Source organism: Aurantibacter sp., assembly GCF_042094015.1.
Taxonomy (GTDB): domain Bacteria; phylum Bacteroidota; class Bacteroidia; order Flavobacteriales; family Flavobacteriaceae; genus Aurantibacter.
This window is the reverse complement of the sequence record NZ_JBELDZ010000018.1, coordinates 1-12606: the sequence shown is the minus strand read 5'-3', so window position 1 is coordinate 12606 and position 12606 is coordinate 1. Positions and strand designations below refer to the sequence as shown.

The following is a 12606-nucleotide window of genomic DNA, read 5'->3' as shown; positions in this document are numbered from 1 at the left end:
GCTCGGTTTAAAATTTGACCATAAAACAATAAGAATTATGCAAAATAAAGGTTTAGTAACACTTTTTGCGATATTATTCGGTTTAGTAAGTATTTATCAACTGTCGTTTACATTTAAAAACAACGCAGAAGAAAGTAACGCTAGCGCATACGCAACAAGTCAAGTAGATGCATCAGCAAAAGATGCAAATCAACAAGTTAGTCGCTTAACAGCAAATTATTTAGATTCATTATCTCAGTCTAAAGAATCTGTATTTTTAGGAAGTACATTTTCTGAAGTAAAAGAGAATTCAATGAAATTAGGATTAGACCTTAAAGGTGGTTTAAATGTAATTTTACAAGTATCTGTAAAAGATATCTTAATTGGTTTAGCGAATAACTCTAAAGATCCAGCTTTTAGACAAGCATTAAACGATACAGATGAGTTACAGAAGGATTCTCAAAACACGTATTTAGAAGATTTTTATACGTCTTTTGATGCTGTTAAAGGCGATAAGAAATTAGCGTCTCCAGATGTTTTTGCAACACGTTCTTTAGCAGAAACAGAAGGAATTAGTCCAAACGATTCTGATGATAAAATAAAAGAAGTCTTAGGTCGTAAAGTAGACGAATCTATAGTTTCGGCTTTAGAGGTGTTACGCACACGTATTGATCAATTTGGAGTTGCTTCTCCTAATATTCAGCGCTTAGGAACAACTGGACGTATTTTAGTAGAATTGCCTGGAGTTAAAGATGTTGAAAGAGCTACAGATTTAATTACAAGTACTGCAGAATTAGAGTTTTGGTATCCATTTAAAGGACAAGAGGTTTTACCTTTTATTGTTCAAGCAAACGAAGTTTTAAAAGCAAAAACTGAAACTACAGAAGATGTTTCGGAAGAATCAGTTGAAGAAGAATTATCTGAAGAGGATAAAGCTATTGCGGCTTTAACAGGTGGAGAAGATGAAACTATTTTAGAGGTTAATCCGTTATTAGATTTAATTAAAGGTCAAGGTTATCAAGGTGGACCAGTTGTAGCAATGTTTAATAAAGCAGATAGAGCTACTGTTTTAGAGATGTTAAACTCTAAAGAAGTTAAAGCAGTTTTACCTTCTGAATTAAAATTTGCAAAGTTTTTATTTGGTAAAGAAAGTAAAGATAGCGAGTTGGTAGAGCTTTATGCTATAAAAGGGAATAGAGATAATAAGCCAGAATTAACTGGTGGCGTTGTGGATGATTCTCGTCAAGAATACAACCAATTAAATAAACCTGTAGTAACCATGCAGATGAATGCAAAAGGTTCTAAGGTTTGGGAGAAAATTACAGAAACAGCATTTAAGAATCAAGGACAAATTGCTGTAGTTTTGGATAACGTTGTCCAATCTGCACCAAATAGTAATGGAGCGATTTCTGGAGGAAGAACAGAAATTTCTGGAAGCTTTACATTAAATGAAGCGGTAGATTTAGCAAACGTATTGCGTGCTGGTAAATTACCTGCAAGAGCAGATATTATTCAAAGTGATGTTGTTGGACCATCTTTAGGTCAAGAAGCTATAGACGCAGGAACAATGTCTTTCTTAATAGCATTAGCGTTAGTTTTAGTGTGGATGATTTTCTATTATGGAAAAGCAGGTATTTATGCAGATATTGCAATGTTATTTAACATCTTATTAATCTTTGGTGTATTATCAGGAATAGGAGCAGTATTAACATTACCTGGAATTGCAGGTATTGTATTAACCATTGGTATGTCTGTAGATGCAAACGTTCTTATTTTTGAGCGTATTAAAGAAGAATTAGCAAAAGGCAAAGATCAAGCTTCTGCAATTCAAGATGGATTTAGTAATGCATTATCATCTATTTTAGATGCTAACATAACGACAGGTTTAACTGCATTAATTTTATTCTTATTTGGTACAGGTCCAATTAAAGGATTTGCTACTACGTTATTAATAGGTATTGGTACTTCATTATTTACGGCCATATTTATTACACGTTTATTGATAGATTGGAGCGCTAGTAAAGGTGGTGTTTTAACATTCTGTACTGGAGCTACAAAAAACTTGTTTAGAAATATTAATATTGAGTTTTTAAGAAAACGTAAGATTGCTTACGTTATTTCTGGAGCATTAATTATTGCAAGTTTAGGATCATTATTTACTGTTGGTTTAGATCAAGGTGTGGATTTTGTTGGAGGAAGAACTTACAAAGTTCGTTTTGCTCAAGAGGTTAGTGCTGCCGAAATTTCTGCAGACTTATCTAAGCCAGATGTTTTTGGAAGTGCTGTAGCTAAAACTGTTGGAGAAAACAACGATTTAAATATAACTACTAAATACAAAGTAGACGAAACCGCTAAAGAAGTAGATGAGGAAATTAGAACAAAGTTATTTACAGCTTTGCAACCACATTTACCAGGTTTGACTTATGCTCAATTTATAGATAATACAAATGAGTTTAAGCAAGTAGGTATAATGGAGCAGTACAAAGTTTCTCCATCTATTGCAGATGATATTAAAAAAGCTTCATTTTGGGCTGTTTTAGGGTCTTTAATTGTAGTGTTCTTATATATATTATTTAGATTTAAGAGATGGCAATTCTCTCTTGGAGCTGTTGCAGCAGTATTCCATGATGTATTAATTGTATTAGGAGTTTTCTCTATAACATATAAGTTTATGCCTTTCTCTATGGAAATAGACCAAGCGTTTATTGCGGCAATTCTTACTGTAATTGGATATTCTTTAAATGATACGGTTGTTGTTTTTGATAGAATTCGTGAGTACTTTAATGAGTATACAGGAATGGAATTTGCTAAAGTTATTGACAAGTCTTTAAGTAGTACATTAAGTCGTACTTTAAATACATCTTTAACAACATTAGTAGTGTTATTAGCAATATTTACTTTTGGAGGAGAATCTATTCAAGGCTTTATGTTTGCATTAATTGTAGGTGTAATAGTTGGAACATATTCTTCTTTATTTATTGCAACTCCAATAATGTATGATACAGCTAAACGTGGAAGCGCAGCTGAATCTTTAAAAGCTAAAGAAGTTGAAATTGATGAAACAGTAGTAAAATAATCAGTTTTTGAATTAAACTATATTAAAATGCCTTAACGAAAGTTAAGGCATTTTTTTTAGGACAATTTTATTTAAATATAAACTCTAAAGAAAAAAATAATTATATGGTATGAAATTAAAAATGTATTACTTATTTATAAGTAGCCAATCACGTTTTGTGATTTTGTAACAAATACATTTTTCATAATCAGGATAATCTTTTAACTTTGGATGATTGAAAACGCCTGCTTTTGTCATACCAATTTTTAGCATCACTTTTTCTGATTTTATATTCTTCTCTGTAAAAAATGAAATTATGTGATTTAATTTTAATTCTGTAAAAGCATATTCAAGACATTTTTTAGCACCTTCGGTAGCATAACCATTTCCCCAAGCACTCTTCTTTAATCGCCAACCAATATCTGTAGCAGGTGTAAAATCTGATATGTAATCTTGATGTGCTAATCCTATAAAGCCAATTAATTCACCTGTTTCTAAAATTTCTGTAGCAAAGTAATTATAGCCATTTGTTTTATAATGTGTTTTAAGTCGCTCAATAAACTCAAATGTTTCTTTTTTAGTTAATGGTTTTGGAAAATGTTCCATAACTTCTTTATCTGAGTTAATTTTGGCAAATTCAGCTAAATCGTTTTCAGTCCAATTTCTATAACCAAGTCTTTCGGATTTAAACAAGTATTTCTTTCTGTACAAATCGTTAAAATATTTTGAATGTAAATTAGTGTACTAAATCTATTAATTCAGTCTTAAAAAGTAAATTGGAAAGCCTAAGGATTCATCTGTTTTGGTAATTCTAAAACCAAATTTCTGATACATTTTAGCGTTGTCCTCAGATGCAGCGTCAGTTATTACAGGTAATTTGTTGTCTTTAAATTTTAGTCGAACTTCCATCATTAATCTAGCAGCAGTTCCCTTTCCAATTGAATCGTTTTTGGAACCTAAAATCATAGGCCTAATATAGTGTTCTTTTGGAGCGTGTTTTTTTGTAATTCGCTGTCTTTTTAATACGCCAAAAACACGTTCTAATCCAATGCATTTAAAAGCTAATTTAATATCTAAACCAATTGTTTTTAATGTAACTTTTTCATTAAGTGGATACTTAAGTAATAAACAAGCTTTATTGTTATCAGAAATGTAAATCTCACCAAATAACATTGCTGTTTCAAAAAGATATTCCATTAAAATAAGCATACGCTTAATTCTTTTCTTATCTTGTTTTACAACAAGATTTATAGCGCTACTTTCTTCTAATGGGGAAAATGCAGAAACTAATATTTCTGAAACTAATTGCTTGTCTGCTGCAGTTGCTTTCCTCAATTTGTTTTTTTTGTTTAGTTTAGTAGTGTTGTTATTACTTACAAATGTATTAATCTTTTTGTAATACCTACATTTTTATATAGGATATAGAATTGCCAACCTGTAAGTTCCATTGTTTTGCTAATCCAGCATTAACTTCTAAAACATATTTTGCTCCTTTGTTAGAAGGTAAGGAGTTTTGATTAAACGGTTCTGCGTTTTCTTGGAAACTCACTATTTTTTGATTTGCATTTATGTAAATAATATCCAAAGGAATACGTGTGTTTTTCATATAAAAACTTCTAGGTTTTTCGTCTTTAAAAATAAAGAGCATACCTTGGTTTTGTTTCATTGAATTCCTATACATTAAACCAGTTTGAGTTTCGTATTCGGTTTCTGCAAATTCTATGTCTAATTGAGTAATTACCGTTTTTGTAGAGTCGTTTGTTAGTGTGAGTTTTCCTTCTTTTGTGAATACAACATCTTCTACTTTTGTTGTAATACTATTTTGTTCCTTTTTACAGGAGAATACTAGTATACTAAAAGCAATTGAAAGGCTGTAAATATAAAGTTTCATATTACTTAACAACCGTTTTAGGTTTGTAAGCAAACATAAAATAAAGACCAATAATAATAAAAGGGATACTTAATATTTGTCCTGTGTTTAGACCTAGAATCCAATCTTCTCTACCAACAACTTGTGCTTCTTTTATGAACTCCACAAAGAATCTTACCGTCCATAGTAAAACTAAAAATAACCCAAACAAGAAACCAGATTGTTCACCTTTATTCGTTTTTTTATAGAAAAACCATAAGATTGCAAATACAAATATGTAGCTAAAAGATTCGTATAGTTGAGCTGCATGTCTAAATGGAATAGCCTCTAATAAATGAGCAAATTTTGGATTGTCAGTTACTGCTGCATAAGCTTCTTTATAATCTGTAATACCTGTTTCTTTTACTATAGCTCTTTTGGTATAGTAATCTTGTACAAATCTTACACCTAAATTACTATCTGTTACTTTACCAATAATTTCAGAGTTTATAAAATTTCCCATTCTAATAAATACAGCTCCAGAAGCTACGGGTATTACAATATGATCTAATATCCACATTAGAGACTTGTAGTTGTATTTTTTACGATATAAATACATACTAACAATAATTCCAATTGCTGCGCCATGACTTGCTAAACCTTGAAATCCTGTAAATTCAAAACCGCCAACAAATTTAAATGGTAAAATAACACTTAATGGATCTTGAAAAATAAGTTCGGTTTGATAAAATATTACGTGACCTAAACGTGCGCCAAGCATTGTTGCTAAAACCGTATACATAAATAATGGGTCTAGATTTTCTTCGGCAACGTTTTCATGCTTAAAGATGTATTTCATAATTCTATAACCAACTAAAAAGGCTACAATCCACATTAAGCTGTAGAAGTGAATTTTAAAATTTCCTATAATATCTATACCTGTGGTTGGATTCCAATCGAAAGTTAATAAGTGCATACGTGTTTTTTATGTGATGTAAATATACTATATCTTAAGTTTTTAAAAAGTGAATTTCTAATTTTTAACCAAAGCTATAGTTGTAGTTAAGTTTAAAGCGAGATAGTTTATCTTAAACTGTTTTATAATTTTATTTTAGAGAATAGCATACTAATATGTTTAAGGAACTGGATCGTAACCAGATTTCCCCCAAGGATGACAACTAAATATACGTTTTAATCCAAGCCAACTACCTTTTAATAAACCGTGCTTTTCTAAAGCTTCTTTTGTGTAGCTAGAGCAAGTTGGTTGGTATCTACACGTAACTGGAGTAAATGGAGATATAAATGTTTTGTATATTTTTATAAGAAATAAAAAAGGCGCAATTAAGAGTTTTTTCATAACGTGCGCCTTTAATTTATAGATTAAATGTTGTGCCATCTTTACCATCGTTAAGTTTAATGCCTAACTCTAATAATTGGTCTCTAATTTGGTCTGATAATGCCCAATTTTTATTAGCACGAGCTTCATGACGTAGTTGTATTAATAATTCTACAGTTCCGTTTAGTTTACTAGCGCCTTTTTCATTGCTTTGTGTTTCTGTTTGAAGTCCTAAAATATCAAAAACAAATACATTTATTGTTTGTTTAAAAAGCGTTAAATCTTCTAGGGTTAAAGATGATTTTTCTTCCTTTAATCCATTTATAACTTTTACAGCTTCAAATAAATGTGCAATTAAAATAGGCGTATTAAAATCATCATTCATAGCATCATAACATTTCTGTATCCATTCTTGAACATTAAATGTTGATGTGTTTGAAGCCGAAATATCTGCGACTAATTTTACTGCTTCCATTAAGCGATTAAAACCTTTATCTGAGGCTAATAACCCATCGTTTGTTAAATCTAAAACGCTTCGGTAAGACGATTGCATCATGAAAAAACGAATAACGCTTGGGCTAAATGCTTGCGACATAATTTCGTTTTTCCCAGAAAGTAATTCGTTTGGATTAATAATGTTTCCAGTAGATTTAGACATTCTAGCGCCATTAAGCTCTAGCATATTGGCGTGCATCCAGTAATTTACAGGTGCTTTTCCAATAGCTGCTTGGTTTTGAGCAATCTCACATTCGTGATGCGGAAACTTTAAGTCCATTCCGCCACCATGAATGTCAAATTGTTCGCCAAGATATTTTGTACTCATTGCTGTACATTCTAAATGCCATCCAGGAAAACCATCGCTCCAAGGACTTGGCCAACGCATAATATGAGTAGGTTCAGCTTTTTTCCATAGTGCAAAATCTTGAGGATTTCGTTTGTCCGATTGTCCGTCTAATTCTCTGGTGTTATGAATTAAATCTTCAAGCTTACGTTTGCTTAAAATCCCGTAATTATTTGTTTCGTTATATTTATGGACATCAAAATAAACAGAACCATTTATTTCGTAACCAAAACCATTTTTTATAATAGTTTTAATTAGCTCTATTTGCTCTATAATATGTCCAGTTGCTGTAGGTTCTATACTTGGTGGAAGAAAATTGAAGATGTTTAAAATGTTATGAAAATCTACCGTGTAACGTTGCACGATTTCCATAGGTTCAATTTCCTCTAAACGTGCTTTTTTAGTGATTTTGTCTTCGCCAACATCTGCATCGTTTTCTAAATGTCCAGCATCGGTAATATTTCTAACATAACGAACTTTATAGCCTAAATGTTTAAAGTATCTAAAGATCATGTCAAAAGACATAAACGTTCTAACATTTCCTAAATGAACGTTACTGTAAACAGTTGGTCCACAAACATACATTCCAATATAATCTTTATTTATTGGTGTAAAAAGCTCTTTTTCGCCGGTAAGCGAATTGTAAATTTTTATGTTATGCTGTTTGTAAAGTTGCATTTGTTTATTCTTAAAATATTAATCTGATTTGTTTTAGAAATTTGTGTCCATATTAATGTAATCCAAGAACTCACGTTTCGTTTCTTTTTCTTGAAATTTACCACCAAATTCTGATGTTACGGTACTGCTTTCAATGTCTCTAATTCCACGAGAATTTACACACAAATGTTTAGCGTCTATTACACAGGCAACGTCTTCTGTTCCTAAAACTTTTTTAAGTTCTTTAACGACTTGAATAGTTAAGCGTTCTTGGACTTGAGGTCTTTTAGAAAAGTAATCTACAATTCTATTCATTTTAGATAAGCCAACAACAGTTCCATTAGAAATGTAAGCTACATGAGCGCGACCAACAATTGGTAGTAAATGATGTTCACAAGTAGAATATACAGTAATGTTTTTTTCTACTAACATTTCACCATATTTATACTTGTTGTCAAAAACAGAAGCGCTTGGTTTTTTTGCAGGATTTAAACCTCCAAAAATTTCATTAACAAACATTTTAGCCACACGATTTGGTGTTCCTTTTAAACTATCGTCCGTTAAGTCTAAACCTAATGTGTTTAATATATTAGTTACATCTTTTTTTATAGATTCTATCTTGTCTGAATCAGAAATATCGAAAGCATCAGCTCTTAAAGGAGTATCAGAAGATGTTCCTATGTGGTTTTCCCCTAAATCGTCTACTTGCTCAGTCGTAAATTTTGTCATTATTTAATACTAAAAAAATTAGTTTGTAAAGATAAGTAAATCGATTTTTAAAAGTAGCTTTAACCTATAAAATCTACGATTTCATTGAATTTTAACATTAAAGTATTATTAATTTTTTAAATTTACCAATTACTCAATTCTACATTGTTATGAAAAAGATTATGAAATTTACAATACTAGCAACTGTATTGTTGTCTTTAAGTTTAGTTGGAGCTCAAAATTTAAAAAACAAAGAGCAAAAGTTTGTTCAATATCCAGAAAATATTGATTTAGATTTTACTAAAAAAGAACGTGTTTTTTTGAGTGAAGCTTTTTCTCAAGAATATATAAGTGTTATTGATAAAGATGTTAATGCTTCAAGGCGTTTTAAACATTTACTAAGAAATAGAGTTTGTTTTATTTATGTTCCTTATGAAGAAAAATTAAAAAGCTATCCTAAATTATCTTCAATTGGATTTTTTACAGATTTTAATAAAAACCCTAAAAAAGACTTAATTTTTGATAGGGAAACTTTTAATGTTTTAAAATACAATTTTACTTTTTTTTCAAAAGAAAGTTATAAAGTTAGAATAGATAATACCAATTATGTTTTGGTTGTTGAATCTCAATTTAAAAAATAGTTATGAAAAAATTACTACTAGTAATATACGTGTTTTCATATTGTGCTTTTGCACAAGATGTTTCTATGCAAAACGGTACGTTTAATCAATGTATGGGTGTTTTTTCTGATTCAGGAGGACAATCAGGACTTTACAGTAACGACGAAAATTTTACAATAACTTTTTGTCCAACAACTGCTGGAGATAATGTTCAGTTAGACTTCACTGTATTCTCTACTCAAGCTAATGTGGATGTTTTAAGTATTTATAATGGTCCAGATGCTACATTTGATCTTATAGGAGACTTTTCTGGAGGACCAACATCTTCTCCAGGAACAATCCAAGCACAATTAGAATTAACACCTGGTGGAATTCAAAACCCAGATGGCTGTTTAACGGTTGTGTTTGTATCCGATGCTGCAGGTAATACTGTTGGTTGGAATGCAGATATAAGTTGTTTTACACCTTGTCAATTAATAACAGCAGTTTTAGATTCTACATCTCCTGCTTTGTCAGATCCTAATACTGTAGAGTCAGATTTAGGAGATACTATTACCTTTAATGGTAGTGGGACTTTTTCAACAAGTGGAACAGGCGCAACTTATTTATGGGATTTCGGTGATGGAAATACGGCAACAGGTCAAACAGTAATGCATACATATGCAACTGTTGGGATTTATGATGTGAATTTAACAATTACTGATGCGAATTCATGTAATAGTACAAATAGAATAATCTTACAAGCTATTGTAGGGTCATCTACAGTTGGTAATCCTAATGTAGATGCTGGTAATGATGTAGATATTTGTGCAGGAGAATGTACAGACTTACAAGCGGATTTTTTAGATATTGGAGACACTAGTACATATAGATTTGAACAGATACCTTTTGTACCGCCTTTTGCATTTAATGGTTTGAGTAATTCAGTTAATACTAATATTGATGATAGTTGGGCCCAAGTAGAAAATTTGCCTTTTGATTTCTGTTTTTTTACAAATACAGAAACACAGTTCCAAGTTGGTTCTAATGGTGTGATAAGATTTGATGTAGATGCTGCGGATACAGGTAATGGTTATGCTCTTAATGCAGGAGATAATCTACCTAATAATACAAATCCAACTCTTGGTGAGGCTAATATATTTTCTCCGGTCCATGATATAGATCCTTCGGTAAATAATACAAATGAAATAAGATGGGAAATTATTGGAACTGCACCTAATCGTGTTTTAGCGGTTGCATATTTTGAAGTACCTATGTTTTCATGTACTACTTTGGAAGCTACTCATATGGCGGTTCTTTATGAAACAACAAATGTCGTTGATATTTATGTTAAAGAAAAAAGTGCTTGTACTGCTTTTAATGGAGGAAGAGCAGCTTTAGGTATTCAAAATGATGCTGGTAATACAGCATTTGTTCCACCAGGAAGGAACGTAGACGATACACCTTGGTCAACAACAGATGAAGCTTGGCGTTTTACACCAGACGGACCAGATGCGTATACATTTGAATGGTTAGATAGTTCAGGAACTGTAGTTTCTAATAGCCCTACTTTTAATGTTTGCCCTAGCGTAACATCTACTTATACAGCTCGTGTTACATATAATAATTGTAATGGAGATGTAGTTGTTGTAACAGATGATGTCACTGTTAATGTTGGCGGAGCAAATGCTAACGATATTACTTTACAGCAATGCTCTACTTCTGTTAATTTAGATGCTCAAATACCAAGTGTATTAGACGCTGGTGTTGATGCTTCAACAGTGACGGTTTCTTTTCATAATTCTCAAGCAGATGCAGATGTGCCTCAAAATGAAATCACCAATACAACAAATTATATTGCTACTCCAGGAGAAATAATTTATGTAGCAGTAAATCAGACAGGGACTGCTTGTTCAGATACGAGTACCATTACTATCCAAATTATGCCTCCAACTATTGGACCTGCTAATAATTTAGAACAATGTGATGCTTTTCCAAATGATGGATTTGCTGTTTTTGATTTAGAATCTCAAGATGTTTCTTTGTTAGGTGGTTTGTCAGCAGCAAATTATAATGTAACTTATTATCTGTCTTTAGCTAATGCAACAGCAGGAACATCAAGTTTGGTGTCACCATATACAAATACAGTTAATCCACAGCCTATTTTTGTTAGAATTGAAGATGTTAATGATACGGCTTGTTTTTCTGTATCACCGATTGCAGTTTTTGACTTAGTAGTCAATCCAGCTGATGACCCAAGTTTTACATACACAGCAACTTGTGATGGAGGAACAGTAGTTGTGTCAGGAACTCCTGGAGGCGTTTTTGCTTTTAATCCAGATTTAGGAGATGGCGCTGTATTGGATACTACTACAGGAGAAATTACTTCAGGAGTACCAAATGAAACGTACACAGTAGAGTATACAACATTAGGAACTTGTCCAAGTGCAACAACAGAAACAGTAACCGTTTTAAATAGTAATAATACTTCATTTAATTTAACTGCAACTTGTGATGGAGCAACAGCTAATATTATAGGCGATAATGGTGGTACTTTTAGTTTTAATCCAGTGCCAACAGACACAGCAATTATTGATGCGTTAACAGGAACTATTACAAATGGAATTCAAGGTGTAACTTATAATGTAGATTATTCAATATTAGGTTCTTGCCCATCAATTACTAATGTAGGAATAACTGTTTTGCCTTTAGAGGATGCAAGTTTTATTACAACACAAACATGTGATGGGGCTACAGTAGTTATTACTGGAGATATTGGTGGAACATTTGCTTTTAATCCATTGCCAACAGATACAGCAGTTATTGATCCGGTAACAGGAACAATTACTTCTGGAACTCCAAATACAACATATACAATTGAATATACAACCTCAGGTTTGTGTCCAATTGCAAGTACGGAAGATGTTCTTGTTTTTCCAGCTGAAGACTCAAGTTTTACATATACAGCAACTTGCGATGGAGGAACTGTTGTTATTAATGGAACTCCTGGAGGCGTTTTTGCTTTTAATCCAGATTTAGGAGATGGCGCAGTATTGGATACTACTACTGGGGAAATTACTTCAGGAGTATCAAATGAAACATACACAGTAGAGTATACAACTTCAGGAACATGTCCAACTTTAACTACAGAAACGGTAACCGTTTTACCTCAAGACGACTCTAGTTTTACATTAACTCCAACTTGCGATGGAGCTATAGCTAATATTACTGGTTTGACAGGAGGCGTTTTTGCTTTTAACCCTGATTTAGGAGATGGAGCCACAATAGATATAGTTACAGGATTAATTGAAAACGGTCAATTTGGGACTACCTATAATGTAGATTATACTACAAATGGTTCTTGCCCAACAACAACAAATTTATCTATTACTACTTATGTGCAGCCCACACCAACTCTCCCTACCTCTTTAGAAGTTTGCGATGATTTGATTCCAGATGGATTTACGATTATAGATTTAAATGTAAAAAACACAGAGATTACAGGAGGCAATACAGATTATGCTGTTACTTATTATTTAACATTAATGGATGCGGAAAATGAAATAAACCCATTGCCAATTC

10 protein-coding genes are annotated in these 12606 nt (G+C 32.0%); 3 read left to right on the top strand and 7 right to left on the bottom strand.

What is annotated here, in order from left to right; all coding sequences use genetic code 11:
* The first annotated feature begins 37 nt into the window (after window positions 1–37).
* Window positions 38–3055: a protein translocase subunit SecDF gene (secDF, locus tag ACFDSN_RS04330; protein ID WP_375238603.1), complete on the top strand. Its 3018-nt coding sequence runs from the start codon at window positions 38–40 to the stop codon at window positions 3053–3055.
* A 126-nt stretch (window positions 3056–3181) separates the two neighbouring features.
* Here the strand turns inward: secDF and ACFDSN_RS04325 are convergent, their stop codons facing one another.
* The 7 genes from ACFDSN_RS04325 to folE all read right to left on the bottom strand — a co-directional run bounded on the left by ACFDSN_RS04325 (window position 3182) and on the right by folE (window position 8446).
* On the bottom strand, window positions 3182–3745 hold the full coding sequence (locus tag ACFDSN_RS04325; RefSeq protein ID WP_375238602.1) for a GNAT family N-acetyltransferase: 564 nt from the start codon (window positions 3743–3745) through the stop codon (window positions 3182–3184).
* A gap of 42 nt (window positions 3746–3787) precedes the next feature.
* Entirely contained in the window at window positions 3788–4369 is a 582-nt protein-coding gene (locus tag ACFDSN_RS04320; RefSeq protein ID WP_375238601.1) for a GNAT family N-acetyltransferase, read from the bottom strand.
* A gap of 67 nt (window positions 4370–4436) precedes the next feature.
* Window positions 4437–4925 (bottom strand): DUF192 domain-containing protein, encoded by a 489-nt coding sequence (locus ACFDSN_RS04315; RefSeq protein WP_375238600.1) that lies wholly within the window; start codon window positions 4923–4925, stop codon window positions 4437–4439.
* Between the two features lies 1 nt (window position 4926).
* Window positions 4927–5859 (bottom strand): prolipoprotein diacylglyceryl transferase, encoded by a 933-nt coding sequence (gene lgt, locus ACFDSN_RS04310; RefSeq protein ID WP_375238599.1) that lies wholly within the window; start codon window positions 5857–5859, stop codon window positions 4927–4929.
* Window positions 5860–6018: 159 nt separating this feature from the next.
* The gene (yidD, locus tag ACFDSN_RS04305) at window positions 6019–6240 is read right to left on the bottom strand and encodes a membrane protein insertion efficiency factor YidD (RefSeq protein ID WP_375238598.1); all 222 of its coding nucleotides are present in this window, start codon (window positions 6238–6240) and stop codon (window positions 6019–6021) included.
* A 16-nt stretch (window positions 6241–6256) separates the two neighbouring features.
* Window positions 6257–7738, bottom strand: a complete 1482-nt coding sequence (gene cysS / locus ACFDSN_RS04300; RefSeq protein WP_375238597.1) for a cysteine--tRNA ligase — start codon at window positions 7736–7738, stop codon at window positions 6257–6259.
* 33 nt (window positions 7739–7771) lie between these two features.
* Complete coding sequence (folE, locus tag ACFDSN_RS04295; protein ID WP_375238596.1) at window positions 7772–8446, bottom strand: GTP cyclohydrolase I FolE; 675 nt, start codon at window positions 8444–8446, stop codon at window positions 7772–7774.
* Window positions 8447–8607: 161 nt separating this feature from the next.
* On the opposite strand from folE, the gene ACFDSN_RS04290 reads away from it, so the two are divergent.
* Together ACFDSN_RS04290 and ACFDSN_RS04285 are read left to right on the top strand one after the other, a co-directional pair.
* Window positions 8608–9066 (top strand): hypothetical protein, encoded by a 459-nt coding sequence (locus tag ACFDSN_RS04290; protein WP_375238595.1) that lies wholly within the window; start codon window positions 8608–8610, stop codon window positions 9064–9066.
* Window positions 9067–9068: 2 nt separating this feature from the next.
* On the top strand, window positions 9069–12606 hold a 3538-nt coding region (locus tag ACFDSN_RS04285), incomplete at its 3' end, for a PKD domain-containing protein (RefSeq protein ID WP_375238594.1).

Excerpts from the sequence above, each read along its gene's own strand:
- secDF (WP_375238603.1), top strand. The coding sequence starts at position 38 with ATGCAAAATAAAGGTTTAGTAACACTTTTTGCGATATTATTCGGTTTA.
- ACFDSN_RS04315 (WP_375238600.1), bottom strand. The coding sequence starts at position 4,925 with ATGAAACTTTATATTTACAGCCTTTCAATTGCTTTTAGTATACTAGTA.
- lgt (WP_375238599.1), bottom strand. The coding sequence starts at position 5,859 with ATGCACTTATTAACTTTCGATTGGAATCCAACCACAGGTATAGATATT.
- yidD (WP_375238598.1), bottom strand. The coding sequence starts at position 6,240 with ATGAAAAAACTCTTAATTGCGCCTTTTTTATTTCTTATAAAAATATAC.
- cysS (WP_375238597.1), bottom strand. The coding sequence starts at position 7,738 with ATGCAACTTTACAAACAGCATAACATAAAAATTTACAATTCGCTTACC.
- folE (WP_375238596.1), bottom strand. The coding sequence starts at position 8,446 with ATGACAAAATTTACGACTGAGCAAGTAGACGATTTAGGGGAAAACCAC.
- ACFDSN_RS04290 (WP_375238595.1), top strand. The coding sequence starts at position 8,608 with ATGAAATTTACAATACTAGCAACTGTATTGTTGTCTTTAAGTTTAGTT.